Genomic DNA, 14,507 nt, shown 5'->3' with positions numbered 1-14,507 from the left:
GCGAAGTCGCGCGCCCAGTACAGAGTCCGCCGCCGCGAGCCGATGTAGCGGCGCCGCCTGTGTCTCGCCCTGCCGACACGGACAGCATGGCTTCGCGCCTTCGCCCCGGCGAAGACGTCATTGACGTAGGCACTCCGGTCAACGCACAGCGTGACAAGGAGTACTTCCACACCAAGTCCGCCATCTTCAATGCACTGATTGACAGCATCGACCTGAGCCAGCTGGCAACCATGGATCAGGTTGCCGCGCGTGAGGAAATTCGCGACATTGTCGCCGAAATCATCGCACTCAAATCCATCATCATGTCCATTTCCGAGCAGGAAGATCTGCTTGAGGACATCTGCAACGACGTGCTGGGCTACGGTCCGCTGGAGCCACTGCTGGCCCGCGACGACATCGCCGACATCATGGTCAATGGCAGCCAGCGTTGCTACATCGAAGTGAACGGCAAGGTGCGGCTCACCAATGTCCGTTTCCGCGACGATTCCCATCTGATGAATGTGTGCCAGCGCATCGTCAGCCAGGTGGGTCGCCGTGTCGATGAAAGCTCTCCCATCTGCGACGCGCGCCTGCCGGACGGCTCGCGTGTCAACGTCATCGCCCCGCCACTGGCCATCGATGGCGCCGCGCTCACCATCCGCAAGTTCAAGCGCGACAAGCTGACCCTGCAGCAGCTCGTCAAATACAATTCCATCTCGCCAGAAGGCGCTGAGGTGCTGCGCATTCTGGGCAAGGTACGCGCCAATGTGCTGATCTCGGGCGGCACCGGTTCAGGCAAGACCACGCTGCTCAACTGCTTGACGGCCTTCATCGAGAAAGACGAACGCGTCATCACCTGTGAAGACTCGGCCGAGTTGCAGCTGCAGCAGCCTCACGTGGTGCGGCTCGAAACCCGCCCACCCAACCTCGAAGGCGAAGGCGAGATCACCATGCGTGATCTGATCAAGAACTGCCTGCGCATGCGTCCCGAACGCATCATCGTGGGCGAAGTGCGTGGCCCCGAGAGCTTCGATCTACTCCAGGCCATGAACACCGGTCACGACGGCTCCATGGGCACGCTGCACGCCAACAGCCCGCGCGAGGCCCTGGCGCGTCTTGAATCCATGATCACTATGGGCGGCTACTCCCTGCCCAGCCGGACCATTCGTGAGATGATCACCTCATCGATCGACGTGGTTGTCCAGGCCGCCCGTCTGCGCGACGGTTCGCGCCGCATCACCCACATCACCGAGGTGCTCGGCATGGAAGGTGACGTCATCGTGACCCAGGACATTTTCCTCTACGATATCACGGGCGAAGACGCCAATGGGATGCTGCTGGGCCGCCATCGCTCCACCGGCATTACCAAGCCGCAATTCGCCGAGCGCGCCCGCTATTTCAACGAAGAAGCCAATCTGGTCGAAGCGCTCGAGAAGTCCAATACCGAACAGCACGAGCTGATGGGGTAGTAGCATGTTTGGTCCCCTCATTATCGCTCTGCTTGCCATGATTGTTGTCGGTGCCATCGGCTTTGCCCTGGTGCCTTCGGCAATCGGCAGTGGGCGTGCCGAGCAGCGCCTGAAGTCATTTCAGGGTGACATTCGGGTCAATCGGCTGGAGCTGGATGCCACGCGCAACCGCGACCAGCGCCGCAAGGAACTGCAGCAGACGCTCAAGAACCAGACTGCTGCGCTGAACCAGAAAAAGCGCGCCACGCTCAAGCAGCGCCTGTTTCAGGCGGGCATGACCATCAAGCCGGCGGCCTTCATTCGCAATAGCGTCATTTTGGGCGTCGTGGCGTTTGTAGTTCTGGTCCTGGTACAGGTGCCAATCTATTTTGCCCCGGTCTTTGCGATAGCCGCCGGATATTTGGTGCCGCGCATGTATGTCAATCGCAAGCGCCGCAAGTATCAGGACAGGTTCCTCGACGAGCTGCCCAACGCTGTTGAAGCCGTTGTGCGCGGCGTCAAGACCGGCCTGCCGCTCAATGACTCCATGCGGGTGGTGGCCAAGGACGCCAAAGAACCCGTCAAATCCGAATTCGCTCGGGTGCTTGATCAGCAGGCTGTCGGCATGACCATGACCGAAGCGGTCACCGTGCTGCTTGATCGTGTGCCATTGCCCGAAGTCAATTTCTTCGTCGTGGTCATTACGGTCCAGCAGCAGGCCGGTGGCAATCTGTCCGAGGCGCTGGGCAACCTCGCCAAGGTGCTGCGCAACCGCAAGAAGATGAAACAGAAGATCAAGGCCATGTCCTCGGAAGCCAAGGCGTCGGCAGGCATCATCGGTTCGTTGCCCTTTGTGGTGGGCATTCTGGTGAGTCTGACATCGCCGGCCTATCTGGCGCCACTGTTCTTCACCACCCTTGGCAATATCTGGCTGGGCATCGGCGTCGCCATGTTCTCGGCCGGCATCTTTGTCATGAGCAAGATGGTCAAGTTCGACTATTGATCGGGCAGGGAAGCACAAATGTATATCTTTGAACTGCTGGGCCAGCGCGAATTCCTGATCGCCGTACTTGCGGCAATATCCATGGCGGCGGTCGTCTTCACCTTCGGCTCCAGCTTCATAGTCAAAACCGAGATGAAAGACCGCATCAGGCGCGTCGCGCTTGAGCGCGAGAAGATGCGCGCCGAAGAAATGGCCCGGCTGCGCGGCGGCGGCAGTACGGCAGTGGAAGGGCGCGGTATAAGGCGCACCGGCGAAACCAAGTCCTATATGAAAAACGTGGTCGAAAAGCTCGATCTCAAAAAGGCCTTCCAGGATGATGCCACGGTCGACAAGCTGGCCATGGCCGGCTATCGCGGGCAGGGCCACCTGACCACCTTTCTGTTCATGCGCCTGTCAACGCCAATCGCGATCTTCCTGGTAGCGGCACTGTATCTGCTGGTGCTGTCGCCGGGCGAGCGGCCGCTTTATCTCAATCTTGTTTACGCCGTCGGTGGCGGGCTGCTGGGCTCGTTTCTGCCCAATATCCTGCTCCAGAACACCACGACCAAGCGCCAGATGTCGATCCGCAGGGCCTGGCCGGATTGCCTCGATCTGCTGCTGCTATGCGTTGAAGCGGGCATGTCCATGGAGCATGCCTTCAAGCGCGTCGGCCGTGAAATCGGCCAGCAGAGCGCCGAGCTGGCCGAAGAACTGGCCCTTACCACTGCCGAACTCTCTTTTCTGGAAGACCGCAGCCGCGCCTATGACAATCTGGGCCGCCGCACCGGTCTGGACGGCGTTAGATCGGTGATGACCGCGCTTATTCAGGCCGACCGCTACGGCACCTCGGTTGGTCAGGCGCTGCGCGTGATGGCCGAGGAAGGCCGCGAACAGCGCATGATGGACGCCGAAAAGAAGGCAGCAGCGCTGCCGCCCAAGCTCACGGTTCCGCTGATCCTGTTCTTCCTGCCGGTGCTGTTCATCGTCATTATCTCCCCGGCCATGATCAAGGTGTTTGGTCCCGGCGGGGTTGCTGGCGGCTAAGGCCAGGCCCAAAAACTAAAAACAACGACGCCGCCCGAGGGCGGCGTGGATCTGTTCCGGTCAGCGCAGCACTGCTCAGCCTTTGGCGATCTTGTCCCAGCGATTCTGTTGGGTCAGCAGGGCGCGGACATAGGTAATGTTGTTGTTGACCTGATCGGGCGGCAGCTCGGCCGCATAGAGCGCCCGGCACTCATCGAATCGACCCTGCAATCCGACGATCAATGCCAGGTTCTGCCGGATCTGGCTGCTGGCCCCGCGCATCTGCACCGCGCGGCGCAGATGCTGTTCGGCGGTGCCCAGTTCATTGGTCATCGCATAGCTCAGCCCCATATTGGCTTCGATCGAGGCCTCACCGGGCATAATGGTCAGTGCCTGGGTGTAGAGTTCACGCGCTTCGCCATTGCGCCCCAATTGGTCCAGCGTGGCGCCTTTGACCAGCAGGGCATTCCAGTCGGGGACATCGGGGCGGATCACATTGTCGAGTACCGCCAGTGACTGGTCGAACCGGCCGTCAGCAGTCAGTGCTTTGGCATAGGCAACAGAGATATCGACATCCTTGGGATGGGCATCGATACCCACTTCGAGCACCGCTACCGCCTGTTGAGGCTGCCCCACGGCGCGCAGCGCTGCCGCGTAGTGGATGATGACACCCTTGTCGCGCGGGTTGGATTTGTAGCGCGCTGAGAGTTCGCCCAGACTGGCCTGACTCTGCCCTGCGCTCATGCCGGAATAGTCCGGTGACGGGGCGCTGCTACGGTTGGATGCACACGCACCCAGCGCCACAATCGCTACACCTGCCATCATCAGCGTACGCACAGACTTGAAATTGGTGTAGAGGAACGTCACCGGCAGCTCCAAGGCGGCGTCAGAGCGGACGAAACCTCGCCAACGCGACCGCGCAATATTCTGTTGTGGACCGCTGGCCCTTGCTCTGGAGCAATAAATCATTAACCCTAACAGCCAGTTAAAGCAGCGAGCTCGCCGTCACAGCGGCAACTGCCGACCGCTGGCAAACCTCACCAACACCATTGCGGAGCCCGCCAATGTCCAATCCCATTCCTGTCATCTGCGTGAGCGAGGGCGGTCTTGCTGCGGCCAGCATAACGCCCGCCCAGCGCGCATGGGCCGACACCAACGGCTTCACCGGGCAGCGCGGTCGCCTGCTGCCCGTCCCGGACAATGATGCCCGCCTGTGCGCCTATTTGTTCGGCCTGGGTGAGGCCACCGTTCATCCCGCAATGCTCACCGGTCTGGCTGGCGCTGCGCTGCCCGCCGGCAATTACCGTCTCGAGGGCACCTATGGTGATCCAGAACTGGCGGCGATCGGATTTCGCCTCGGCGCCTATCGCTTCGATCGGTACCGTTCCGGTAAGCCCAGGCCCATGCTGGACCAGCCCGAGGGGGGCGATGCCGCCGAAATTGACCGGCAGGTCGAGGCAGCGACCATCGCCCGCGACCTGATCAACACGCCAGCCAACGATCTGGGCCCCGACGCCTTTGAAGCCGTAGTCCGCGACTTCGCGGCGGCCCGTGGCATGGCCATATCGATCACGGCTGGCAATGATCTGCTGGCCGCCAATTTCCCGCTGATCCACGCCGTGGGTCGTGCTGCGGCCGAGCCGCCGCGCCTGATCGACCTGAGCTGGGGCGACCCCAGCCATCCCAAGGTCACGCTGGTAGGCAAGGGCGTGACCTTTGATACCGGCGGCCTCGACATCAAGGGTGCGGCCGGCATGTTGCTGATGAAAAAGGATATGGGCGGGGCCGCCAATGTGCTGGGGCTCACCCATGCCATTGTTTCGGCTGGTCTCAAGCTCCGTCTGCGCGTGCTCATTCCAGTGGTCGAAAACGCCATCTCCGCCGCGTCCTTCCGCCCCGGCGATGTGCTGACATCACGCAAGGGTCTGACAGTCGAGATCGGCAATACCGATGCCGAAGGCCGGCTGATCCTGGCCGATGCGCTGGCGCTGGCCGACGAGGAAAGCCCCGACCTGCTGTTCGACATGGCAACGCTGACCGGAGCTGCTCGCGTGGCGCTGGGCCCCGAACTGCCCCCGCTCTATTCAGCCGATGACGAACTGGCGCGCGCGCTGATGGCCGCCGGGCTGGCCACCGATGACCCGCTCTGGCACATGCCGCTCTGGTCGCCTTATGACGCCATGATGAGCAGCAAGATTGCCGATGTGAACAATGCCGCGTCGGGTGGCTTTGCCGGCTCGATCACCGCGGCGCTGTTCCTGCGCCGCTTCGTCGGCAAAGCCAAGGCATGGGTGCATCTGGATATATTCGGCTGGGCCCCGGAAGCCCGTCCCGCCCGATCCCACGGCGGCACCGATCAGGGCATCCGCGCCGTCTACACAGTGCTCAAGCAACGCTATCCTAATAGTTGACTCCGACAACTAACTCGTTGACAATATCAAACGTCAATGAGAGCATGGTTATGGGTGGACCGTCCGAAGATATCGCGCAGGTGCGCGCCTTCAACCGGTTCTATACCGGCGTGATTGGTCTGCTGAACGAAGGCATGCACGAGAGCCTGTTCAGCCTGGCCGAAGCACGGGTGATCTATGAATTGGGCAAGCGTGGTGCCTCCATGGCCGCCAGCGAACTGGCGCGCGGACTGGGCATGGATCCCGGGCAACTGAGCCGGCTGGTGCGGCGCCTTGACAGCTATGGCCTGCTCTCGATTGCGGCCAACGGGAGCGACAAGCGCGTCAACGATCTGGCCCTCGCCCCGCGAGGTGAGGCGGTCTATCAGGGGTTCGACAACGCCAGCAATGCCGCTGTGGGGACGCTGCTCGCCCCGCTTGACGCGTTCGAGCGCCGCGACCTTATGGGGTCGATGCGCCGGATTCAGGCCATGCTGGCGCAGCCCGGCGACGCGCCGCTGATCCTGCGGCCGCACCGCGTCGGGGAGATCGGCTGGCTGATCCACCGCCAGGGCCTGCTCTATCACCTCGAACAGGGCTGGAATGGCGATTTCGAAATGCTGATCGCCAAGCTCTACGGCGATTTCGTTGCAGCCCCCACCACGCCGCCCAAATCGCTGTGGATTGCCGATCGTGGCGGCGAGATCGCCGGATCCGTCTACATTGTCCCTGCCGGCGCGACCGAGGCCGCGGGCACGGCGCAATTGCGCATGCTCTATGTCGAGCCGGCCTTTCGCGGCCAGGGCGTGGGCCGGTTGCTGGTCGAGGAGGCCGTGCGCTTCTCCCGCGAGGCTGGCTATGACCGCGTCATCCTGTGGACCCAGGATTGCCTGAGCACGGCCCGCCATATCTACCAGAAGGCCGGGTTCACCCTGCTGCGCGAGGAGCGGCACCAGTCGTTTGGCGCCGATCTCAATGGGCAATATTGGGAACTGCGCTGCTGAACCAGCGCCCGTTCAGTAGCCGCGCTCGCGATCGACCACATTGATCAGCGGGTCGCCAGCCTCATGGCGCGCAATGATCCCGCTGAAATAGCGCACGCCGCTCTTCTTGTTGCTGATCGCGGCAACATGCGGGGTGATATAGCAGTTTTCGATGTCCCAGAGCGGGCTGGTCGCCGGCAGCGGTTCGGTCTCGAACACATCGAGGCTTGCCGCACCCAGGGTGCCGTCACCCAGTGCCTTGACGATGTCGGCTTCGCGCTGATGCCCGCCACGGGCCGCATTGACGATGACGGGCCCGCCCGCCAGCCGGTCTCGACGCAGCTTGGCGAAGGTGTCGCTATTGAGAATGCCGGTGGTCTCTGGCGTCAGTGGCAACAGGTTCACTAGAATATCGGTGCCGGCGAGGAAAGTGTCGAATTGCTCGGCGCCCGCGAAGCCCGCCACGCCGTCCATGCTCTTGGGGGTGCGGCTCCAGCTGCGCAAATCAAAGCCCAGCGGCTTGAGCCGGCGGACCGCATCCTGACCCAGTACGCCGATGCCCATGATCCCCACCGTGGTTTCCGACGCTGCTGGCGGGTAGAGCTGGCGCCAGCGCCTGGCCTTCTGGTCGGCATGAAAGCGGGTGTAGAGACGATGATGCATGGTGACGTGCGCCACCACGTAATCGCTCATCCGCTGGCTCAGATCATCATCGACAAAGCGCACAATGGGTGCCTCGGGCAGGGCAGGGTGTTGCAGCAGGGCGTCGACGCCCGCACCAAGCGACAGAATGGCCTTCAGCCCAGTCAAGCCAACAAAGGCATTGGCCTCAGGCTTCCAGACAAAGATGTAGCGGATCGCGGCAGGGTCATAGTCATCGCCACGCCGCACGACGGGGTAGCCATCCAGGGTGGCGCGCAGCGCCTCGGCCCAGCCTTCTTCATCGACATCGGTCAGGTGCAGCAACAGCAAGATCGTGTTCCTTCCAGCAAAAAGCCGCGCCTTTGCCGGGCGCGGCTTTAAAAAATGATCTGATTAAGCCGGCGCTATTGCGCGGTCGTTGTCGTAATCGGGGTGCCTTCGACCGGGGTTTCTGTACCGGTGGTCGTGGGAGTCTCGACAACTGGCGCCGGCTCGGCCGCAGGCTCTTCTGCCGGAGTGGCAGCGGGCGCGTCAGTCGCAGGTTCGGCTGGCGCAACTGCCTCAGCAGGCGCAGCCGCCTCGGCGGGCTCTGCTGCATCTGCGGCAGCGGGTTCTTCAGCAGGCGCAGCTTCTGCTGTCGGGAATGGCACCGGTGCAGCATCCAGCGTCTGCAGATAGGCCAGGATGTTGGCGCGCTCTTCAGGCGTGCGGATGCCGGCAAAATTCATCTTGGTGCCCGGTGCATAGTCGCTGGGCTTGGTCAGGAATGCGTTGAGATTTTCATAGCTCCACACATCGCCGGCGGCGTTGTGGGCCAGCAGCACGTCCGAATAGGCAAAGTCGTCGACGCTAGCTTCTAGCCGGCCAACCACGCCGTACAAGTGAGGGCCCTGCTTGTTGGGTTCACCCTCGCCAAAATTGTGGCACGATTGGCATTTCTTGACCGCGTTGGCGCCCTTGGCGGCATCGGCGCTAGCCAGCAATAGGCCGAGCGGCACTTCCGGCTCGGCTTCGGCCGGCGCAGCGCCACCGTCCACCGCCTCGGGTTCAGGCAAGGCGTAGCCCGGCCCATTGTTCTGGATGGGATGGTAGATAGCTTCAGCGATAAAGCCGGTGCCCATAACGAACAACAAGGTGCCCAGAACGGCACCCATGATCTTGTTTAGCTCGAACGAATCCATTTGGTCTCTCTGCCAGTCCATCCCCTGCGGACGATAGTCGCACTCCCCACCACATTCGAAAACCCCAATAGGGAATCCGTCTTCAGCGGAACGGCGCGACGCGGGCGGAAGATAGTCCGACGGCTGGCGTGGCGCAACCATGCAATCCCAGACTGCGACATTTCCCCACCGCAAGTGCCGTGTGAGCTGGCTGCTGCATCAATTGACTCCGCTTGTCCCGGGGTTCAAAAGCCTTTGCGCCAACCAGAACTGGACCCGCAGATGACCAAGAAGATCGCTTTTCAGGGTGAGCCGGGCGCATTCAGCCACGCCGCCGCCAACAATCTGTTCCCCGGCGAGGAGGCGATTGGCTGCGTTACCTTTGAAGAGACGATTGCTGCGGTGCAGTCCGGCAAGGCCGACTTCGCCGTCGTGCCGGTCGAGAATTCCCTCTATGGACGCATTACTGACGTTCACCACCTGCTGCCTGAAAGCGGCCTGTTCATTATCGGCGACCACTTTCTGCGCGTCGAGATGACCTTGCTCGGTGTGCCCGGCGCACGACTGGTCGATATCAAGGCGGTGCAGTCGCTCTCTGTGGCCCTGGGCCAATGCCGCAAGTTCATCACCGATCATGGCTTTCGCACCATCAATGCGGTCGACACCGCGGGCTCGGCCCGCGAAGTGGCCGAGAAGGCTGACAAGTCGGTGGCAGCCATCGCCTCCCGCTTTGCCGGCGAGATCTATGGTCTCAATGTGCTGGCCGCAAATATCGAAGACGCCGATCACAACACCACGCGCTTTCTGGTGCTGTCACGCGACGAGAAGCGAGCGCCCCAGGGTGGCAGGGTCAAGACCACCTTTGTATTCCGCGTTCGCAACGTGCCGGCTGCGCTTTACAAGGCCATGGGCGGCTTTGCTACCAATGGTGTCAACATGACCAAGCTGGAAAGCTACATGGTCGGCGGCGCTTTCACCGCCACCCAGTTTTATGCCGATATCGAGGGGCACCCCGCGGACCCCAACGTGATCAATGCTTTTGAAGAGCTCGGCTTCTTCACCGACTATTTCCGTATTCTGGGGGTCTACCCGGCAGCTGACGGCGCTTAGTTCAGCCGTCCATCAGGCCGGGTGGCAGGCTGCCGATGCGCAGGATTACGCGCGGCTCGTCATAGGCATCGGTTTCGACGTCGACCTCCTGCGAAAACACCAGCACACCGGCGCGCATCGGCGCCAGACGCTCGGCCGTGGCAATCGCATTTTCTTCGCTCTTGGCTTGCTGCACGGGGTCGGCAATCAGCTTATTGCCGTTCTGTTTAAAGGCTTGCACGAGATACATCGTCGCCATGGCGCTCTCCGGAGTTGACGCCGGGCCTAACACCTTGCTGCGCCATTCCCTAGCCAATTGACACCCCTTGCTGTCCCGCTATGGTCCGCGCGCACTATTCTGAGGAACTCACCATGTCTTTTACCGATCTCGCCAAGACCATCGATGACGCCTTCGAGGCCCGTGCTGCAATCGGTTTCGACACCAAAGGTCCCGTTCGCGACGCGGTCAACGAGGCCCTCAACCTGCTCGACAGCGGCAAAGCCCGCGTCGCCGAGAAGGTCGATGGCGTCTGGCAGGTGAATCAGTGGCTGAAAAAGGCCGTGCTGCTGTCGTTCCGCCTCAACGACAACAAGCTGATCGAAGGCGCGCCGGGCGGCTCGTCGTTCTGGGACAAGGTGCCCACCAAATTTGAAGGCTGGAGCGAGAACGCCTTCCGCGAGGCCGGCTTCCGCGCCGTGCCCGGTGCCATTGTCCGTCACTCCGCTTTCATTGGCCGCAACGTCATTCTGATGCCTAGCTTCGTGAATCTGGGTGCCCATGTCGGGGAAGGGACCATGGTTGATACCTGGGTCACCGTCGGCTCCTGCGCCCAGATCGGCAAGAACGTGCATATCTCGGGCGGCGTTGGCATTGGTGGCGTGCTTGAGCCGCTGCAGGCCGGTCCGGTCATTATCGAAGACAACTGCTTTATCGGCGCCCGTTCCGAAGTGGTTGAAGGCGTCGTTGTCGGCGAAGGCGCGGTGATCTCGATGGGCGTCTTCATTGGCGCCTCCACCAAGATCGTCGATCGTGCCACCGGCGAAATCCACATCGGCAAGGTGCCACCCTATTCGGTGGTGGTATCTGGCTCGCTCCCCGGCAAGCCCTTCCCCAACGGCCAGCCCGGCCCGAGCCTTTACTGCGCCGTGATCGTCAAAACGGTCGATGCCCAGACCCGTTCCAAGACCGGCATCAACGAGTTGCTGCGCGACTAGCCCCGTTCTGGTGCAAACTGCGCGAGTCACCTAACATGTGGCATGCCGGAGCTTTTCGGCATCCTGCCTGTTGATTTTTTGAGGGGAAAATCATGGATAGTCTCGTGCCGCTCTTCACCACCACAGACGGCAGGATTTCGCGCAAGACCTGGTGGTTTGGCGTCGTCATCCTGATCCTGGCCAGCATCGTGCTCAACCTCATTCTCGGCGTTTTCGGCATCAGCGCGGCTTGGGCCCAGTTGATCGCTTTTGCGATCATGTTCGTGCCCAACTGGTCCATTGGCATCAAGCGCCGCCAGGATCGCGATAGCGACGCGCGTGATTTCAAGATATTTCTCGCCATCTCCGGCATCCTGACCGTGCTGCAGGCGCTGGGCATCGGCACGACCGACGTCGACGTGGCTGGCGTGCCGACCCAGATGCCCTCCTTGCCCCTGTCGCTGGTTTACTTCGCGGTGGGCATTTACGGTATCTATGTCCTGGTCCAGCTTGGCTTCCTGCGGGGCACCACTGGCAGCAACAGCTTTGGCCCGGACCCGCTCGACGGCGCGGCCTGAACGAACAAGGACGGGATCACCTGGTGACCGACAACACTGCGGACGATCCTGTCCAGCTCCTCAAGAACCTGATTGCCTGTCCCTCGGTCACCCCCACCGAAGCGGGGGCGCTCGACGTGCTCGAAGCGGCGCTGAACGCGATCGGCTTTGCGGTCACCCGGCTGACTTTTGAGGGTGATGGCTCCTATCCGGTCGACAATCTCTTCGCCATTCGCGGCAATGTCGGGCGGCGTCTGCTGTTTGCCGGCCATACCGACGTGGTGCCGCCCGGCGATCTGGCCCATTGGACCACCGATCCCTTCACTCCGCGGCAAGCCGACGGCAAGCTCTATGGCCGGGGCGCTGCCGACATGAAATCGGGCATTGCCGCCTTCGTCGCTGCTGCGGCCGCCATTCCTTTGGAGGCTGGCACCATCATGCTCGCCATCACCAATGACGAGGAAGCCGACGCCATCAATGGCACTGCCAAGCTGATGGCCTGGGCGCAGGCGCAGCAACACCATTTTGATTTTGCCATTGTCGGCGAGCCGAGCTCGACCGCCAACCTGGGTGACAGCATCAAGATCGGCCGGCGTGGCTCGCTCTCTGGTGTCATCACCGTCGCCGGCACACAGGGCCATGTCGCCTACCCCGACAGGGCCAACAATCCCATGCCGGCCCTGGCCCGGGTGGTGACGGCGCTCGACACCACTATCGACACCGGCACCGCGCATTTTCCCCCCAGCAATCTCGAGGTCACCTCGATCGATGTTGGCAATGTCATTTCCAATGTCATTCCGGCGTCCGGGACCATTCGCTTCAACATCCGCTACAATGATTTGTGGACGCCTGACACCCTTGCCGACTGGGTCCGCAGCCGCATGGCCAGTGTTGACGCAGCGGGCAGCACTATCACCTTTGCGCTGGCTGGCGAGCCGTCGCGTTCTTTCCTGTCGCCGCTCAGCGACGATGTGGAAACCCTGGCGGCGACCATTGCCGACCTGACCGGCCAGCGTCCGGGCTTCTCCACCGGCGGCGGCACGTCGGACGCGCGCTTCATCGCCCAATATGGTCCCGTGGTGGAGTGCGGCCTGGTCGGACCCTCCATGCACAAGGCCGACGAGCACATTGCGCTCAGCGATCTGGCCGGGTTGACCGAAATTTACCGCGCCTTCATGCTGCGCTTTTTCGGAGCGGTCTCGTGAAGCTCTGGACCGTCGTCAACCGGGCCATTGTCGGCTGGCAAATGATCGTGCGCGGTCAGCCTGGCTGGCGCAGCCAGTTCACCATCAGTGCGGCTGGCCTGGCCACCGCCCTGTTCGTGTTTGTCTTTGTCGCGTTTCTCGGTGTGGCTGCGGCCTCGATGAGCATCGGCATGCCGGGGGGCATGGGCGTATTGACCGCCATGGCTGTGCTGGCACTGCCCGTCATCTCGCTGGTGGTGACACTGATGATTTCGCGCAGCTTCATCAACAGTCAGGCGCCCATGCTGCCCGTACTGGTCCCCGGCGTTTATGCAATGGCCGGCTTCCTGCTGTTTGAGGGTCTGCTCGCCCTGATTGGCGGCCCCATTGTCATGCTGGCCTGGTTCGGCACCGGCTATCTGCTGTTTCGCCTGGCGCGCATTGCACTGCTCTGGAGCATTGGCGTGGCCGCCGGATTTGCCGCTTTGACCATCGTGCTGCTTGTAGCAATGCGCCTGGCGCTCTACATGCTGCCTACCACTCTCCTCTGACCAATCGAGACGCGCCTTGGCCCAGCCGACCCCGACATTCTTCGATGAACTGATTGCCGCGGCGCAAGGCAGCTTTGCCCTGTTGACCGGCGACCGCAAGGCGCCGACCCATTTTGACTTCAGTCAACGTGGTCTGGTCAGCAGCTTTATCGCCTTTCTGATTGCCGGTGCCATATCGGCCTATGGCCCGAAATTGCTGGGATTTTCGGCTGAAACCGGCGCGGCCTCCACCGGCCTGCTGCTGAGTGCCATGCTCTATGTGCTGCAGGCTGGCGCCGCCTGGATCGTGCTGCGGCAGTTCGCCCGGCTCGATGGCTTTGTGCCCTATATTGTGGCGTTCAACTGGATCAATTTGTTCGCGTCGCTGATCACTCTCGTGCTGCTGATGGTCGGCGTCGGCCAGTTCGCCACCATTGCCGTTGGCGTCGCGGCTCTTGTGGTCGAGGTCAATATTGCGCGGCTGATCGTCACCTTGGCGCCCTTGCAGACCGTGATCTTCATCGTCGCCAAGCTGGTCATTCAGGCCGTCGCCATGGGGCTGATTATCGCCATGATCGCGCCGGGCATGTTCATGCCGGCCGTCAGCTAGTAGTCGACCCGCGTCAGGTAGAGCCCATCTGAAGGGGCCATGGCGCGGCAATGGCTACGGTTTCTGGCGTCGAGCGCGGCGCGGAAGTCGGCGGGCGTCCATTTGCCTTCCCCCACCAGCTTGAGGCACCCCACCATCGAGCGCACCTGATGGTGCAGAAAGCTGCGGGCGCTGGCATTGACCACGATGTGGTCGTGCTCGCGCCGCACCGTCAACACGTCCAGCGTCTTCATCGGCGAATTGGACTGGCACTCCGTGGAGCGGAAGGTGGTGAAGTCATGGTGCCCCAGAATCAGGCTGGCGGCCTCGTCCATGATCTCGGCATCGAGCGGCTTGTACACATGCCAGACCTGGTTGCGCTCAAGGATGGCCGGCGTGCGGCGATTGAGGATACGATATTCATAGTGGCGCGCCGTCGCCGAAAACCGCGCTTCGAACGTGTCGGCTACCAGTTCGGCGGCAACAATTCCCACTGGTTTGGGCCGCATCAGATGATTGAGACCCTCCCGCACCTGGAACGGGTCCCAGTCCCGTGTCAGATCGACATGCGCCACCTGGCCCAGCGCATGTACCCCGGCATCGGTGCGGCCGGCAGCCTGCAGCGTCACCGTCTCGCCGGTCATCTGTTCGATGGCGCCTTCCAGCGTCTGCTGCACGCTCGGCCGCGTCTTCTGTCGCTGCCAGCCGGAAAACGGTGTGCCGTCATATTCGATGGTGAGCTTGAAGCGCGGCATGT

At 62.1% G+C, this 14,507-nt stretch carries 16 protein-coding genes; 11 read left to right on the top strand and 5 right to left on the bottom strand.

Annotated elements, in window-relative coordinates; all coding sequences use genetic code 11:
- Window positions 1–86 precede the first annotated feature (86 nt).
- Genes ABFY71_RS12675 through ABFY71_RS12665 form a run of 3 tightly spaced genes read left to right on the top strand, consistent with a single transcriptional unit; the run spans window position 87 to window position 3,453 of the window.
- On the top strand, window positions 87–1,448 hold the full coding sequence (locus tag ABFY71_RS12675) for a TadA family conjugal transfer-associated ATPase (RefSeq protein WP_347946365.1): 1,362 nt from the start codon (window positions 87–89) through the stop codon (window positions 1,446–1,448).
- Window positions 1,449–1,452: 4 nt separating this feature from the next.
- Window positions 1,453–2,430 (top strand): type II secretion system F family protein, encoded by a 978-nt coding sequence (locus ABFY71_RS12670; RefSeq protein WP_305579263.1) that lies wholly within the window; start codon window positions 1,453–1,455, stop codon window positions 2,428–2,430.
- 18 nt (window positions 2,431–2,448) lie between these two features.
- Window positions 2,449–3,453 (top strand): type II secretion system F family protein, encoded by a 1,005-nt coding sequence (locus ABFY71_RS12665; RefSeq protein WP_305579264.1) that lies wholly within the window; start codon window positions 2,449–2,451, stop codon window positions 3,451–3,453.
- A gap of 75 nt (window positions 3,454–3,528) precedes the next feature.
- Here ABFY71_RS12665 and ABFY71_RS12660 read toward each other — a convergent pair whose 3' ends face one another.
- Entirely contained in the window at window positions 3,529–4,299 is a 771-nt protein-coding gene (locus ABFY71_RS12660) for a tetratricopeptide repeat protein (protein ID WP_347946363.1), read from the bottom strand.
- A 197-nt stretch (window positions 4,300–4,496) separates the two neighbouring features.
- On the opposite strand from ABFY71_RS12660, the gene ABFY71_RS12655 reads away from it, so the two are divergent.
- Together ABFY71_RS12655 and ABFY71_RS12650 are read left to right on the top strand one after the other, a co-directional pair.
- On the top strand, window positions 4,497–5,843 hold the full coding sequence (locus ABFY71_RS12655) for a leucyl aminopeptidase family protein (RefSeq protein WP_347946362.1): 1,347 nt from the start codon (window positions 4,497–4,499) through the stop codon (window positions 5,841–5,843).
- 50 nt (window positions 5,844–5,893) lie between these two features.
- A complete protein-coding gene (locus tag ABFY71_RS12650) occupies window positions 5,894–6,826 on the top strand; it encodes a bifunctional helix-turn-helix transcriptional regulator/GNAT family N-acetyltransferase (protein WP_347946361.1) in 933 nt (310 codons plus the stop codon).
- 12 nt (window positions 6,827–6,838) lie between these two features.
- Here ABFY71_RS12650 and ABFY71_RS12645 read toward each other — a convergent pair whose 3' ends face one another.
- Together ABFY71_RS12645 and ABFY71_RS12640 are read right to left on the bottom strand one after the other, a co-directional pair.
- Window positions 6,839–7,777, bottom strand: a complete 939-nt coding sequence (locus tag ABFY71_RS12645; protein ID WP_347946360.1) for a 2-hydroxyacid dehydrogenase — start codon at window positions 7,775–7,777, stop codon at window positions 6,839–6,841.
- Between the two features lie 74 nt (window positions 7,778–7,851).
- Window positions 7,852–8,628 carry a c-type cytochrome gene (locus ABFY71_RS12640; protein ID WP_347946359.1) on the bottom strand — a complete coding sequence of 259 codons (777 nt, stop codon included), beginning with the start codon at window positions 8,626–8,628 and terminating at the stop codon, window positions 7,852–7,854.
- A gap of 261 nt (window positions 8,629–8,889) precedes the next feature.
- Here ABFY71_RS12640 and ABFY71_RS12635 point away from each other — a divergent pair, with 261 nt between their 5' ends.
- The gene (locus ABFY71_RS12635) at window positions 8,890–9,717 is read left to right on the top strand and encodes a prephenate dehydratase (RefSeq protein WP_347946358.1); all 828 of its coding nucleotides are present in this window, start codon (window positions 8,890–8,892) and stop codon (window positions 9,715–9,717) included.
- Window position 9,718: 1 nt separating this feature from the next.
- Here the strand turns inward: ABFY71_RS12635 and ABFY71_RS12630 are convergent, their stop codons facing one another.
- Window positions 9,719–9,955, bottom strand: a complete 237-nt coding sequence (locus tag ABFY71_RS12630; RefSeq protein WP_347946356.1) for a hypothetical protein — start codon at window positions 9,953–9,955, stop codon at window positions 9,719–9,721.
- A 113-nt stretch (window positions 9,956–10,068) separates the two neighbouring features.
- On the opposite strand from ABFY71_RS12630, the gene dapD reads away from it, so the two are divergent.
- The 5 genes from dapD (at window position 10,069) to ABFY71_RS12605 (ending at window position 13,771) form a co-directional block, all read left to right on the top strand.
- A complete protein-coding gene (gene dapD / locus ABFY71_RS12625; protein ID WP_347946355.1) occupies window positions 10,069–10,911 on the top strand; it encodes a 2,3,4,5-tetrahydropyridine-2,6-dicarboxylate N-succinyltransferase in 843 nt (280 codons plus the stop codon).
- Between the two features lie 92 nt (window positions 10,912–11,003).
- Window positions 11,004–11,468: a DUF805 domain-containing protein gene (locus tag ABFY71_RS12620; RefSeq protein ID WP_347946354.1), complete on the top strand. Its 465-nt coding sequence runs from the start codon at window positions 11,004–11,006 to the stop codon at window positions 11,466–11,468.
- 23 nt (window positions 11,469–11,491) lie between these two features.
- Window positions 11,492–12,652, top strand: coding sequence for a succinyl-diaminopimelate desuccinylase (dapE, locus tag ABFY71_RS12615; protein ID WP_347946352.1), 1,161 nt, complete (start codon window positions 11,492–11,494; stop codon window positions 12,650–12,652).
- Window positions 12,649–13,182 carry a hypothetical protein gene (locus ABFY71_RS12610; protein ID WP_347946351.1) on the top strand — a complete coding sequence of 178 codons (534 nt, stop codon included), beginning with the start codon at window positions 12,649–12,651 and terminating at the stop codon, window positions 13,180–13,182. Before dapE ends, ABFY71_RS12610 begins: the two co-directional genes overlap by 4 nt.
- 16 nt (window positions 13,183–13,198) lie before the next feature.
- Window positions 13,199–13,771, top strand: coding sequence for a hypothetical protein (locus ABFY71_RS12605; protein ID WP_305576568.1), 573 nt, complete (start codon window positions 13,199–13,201; stop codon window positions 13,769–13,771).
- Here ABFY71_RS12605 and truA read toward each other — a convergent pair.
- Entirely contained in the window at window positions 13,768–14,505 is a 738-nt protein-coding gene (gene truA, locus ABFY71_RS12600; RefSeq protein WP_347946349.1) for a tRNA pseudouridine(38-40) synthase TruA, read from the bottom strand. The two genes, ABFY71_RS12605 and truA, sit on opposite strands and share 4 nt — an antisense overlap.
- Window positions 14,506–14,507 lie beyond the last annotated feature (2 nt).

Source organism: Devosia alba, from assembly GCF_039938915.1.
In the GTDB taxonomy this organism is placed as follows: domain Bacteria; phylum Pseudomonadota; class Alphaproteobacteria; order Rhizobiales; family Devosiaceae; genus Devosia; species Devosia alba.
The sequence above is the reverse complement of the archived record's forward strand: the minus strand, read 5'-3'. Positions and strand labels throughout refer to the sequence as shown.

Excerpts from the sequence above, each read along its gene's own strand:
- ABFY71_RS12675 (WP_347946365.1), top strand. The coding sequence starts at position 87 with ATGGCTTCGCGCCTTCGCCCCGGCGAAGACGTCATTGACGTAGGCACT.
- ABFY71_RS12670 (WP_305579263.1), top strand. The coding sequence starts at position 1,453 with ATGTTTGGTCCCCTCATTATCGCTCTGCTTGCCATGATTGTTGTCGGT.
- ABFY71_RS12665 (WP_305579264.1), top strand. The coding sequence starts at position 2,449 with ATGTATATCTTTGAACTGCTGGGCCAGCGCGAATTCCTGATCGCCGTA.
- ABFY71_RS12655 (WP_347946362.1), top strand. The coding sequence starts at position 4,497 with ATGTCCAATCCCATTCCTGTCATCTGCGTGAGCGAGGGCGGTCTTGCT.
- ABFY71_RS12650 (WP_347946361.1), top strand. The coding sequence starts at position 5,894 with ATGGGTGGACCGTCCGAAGATATCGCGCAGGTGCGCGCCTTCAACCGG.
- ABFY71_RS12640 (WP_347946359.1), bottom strand. The coding sequence starts at position 8,628 with ATGGATTCGTTCGAGCTAAACAAGATCATGGGTGCCGTTCTGGGCACC.
- ABFY71_RS12635 (WP_347946358.1), top strand. The coding sequence starts at position 8,890 with ATGACCAAGAAGATCGCTTTTCAGGGTGAGCCGGGCGCATTCAGCCAC.
- ABFY71_RS12630 (WP_347946356.1), bottom strand. The coding sequence starts at position 9,955 with ATGGCGACGATGTATCTCGTGCAAGCCTTTAAACAGAACGGCAATAAG.
- dapD (WP_347946355.1), top strand. The coding sequence starts at position 10,069 with ATGTCTTTTACCGATCTCGCCAAGACCATCGATGACGCCTTCGAGGCC.
- ABFY71_RS12620 (WP_347946354.1), top strand. The coding sequence starts at position 11,004 with ATGGATAGTCTCGTGCCGCTCTTCACCACCACAGACGGCAGGATTTCG.
- truA (WP_347946349.1), bottom strand. The coding sequence starts at position 14,505 with ATGCCGCGCTTCAAGCTCACCATCGAATATGACGGCACACCGTTTTCC.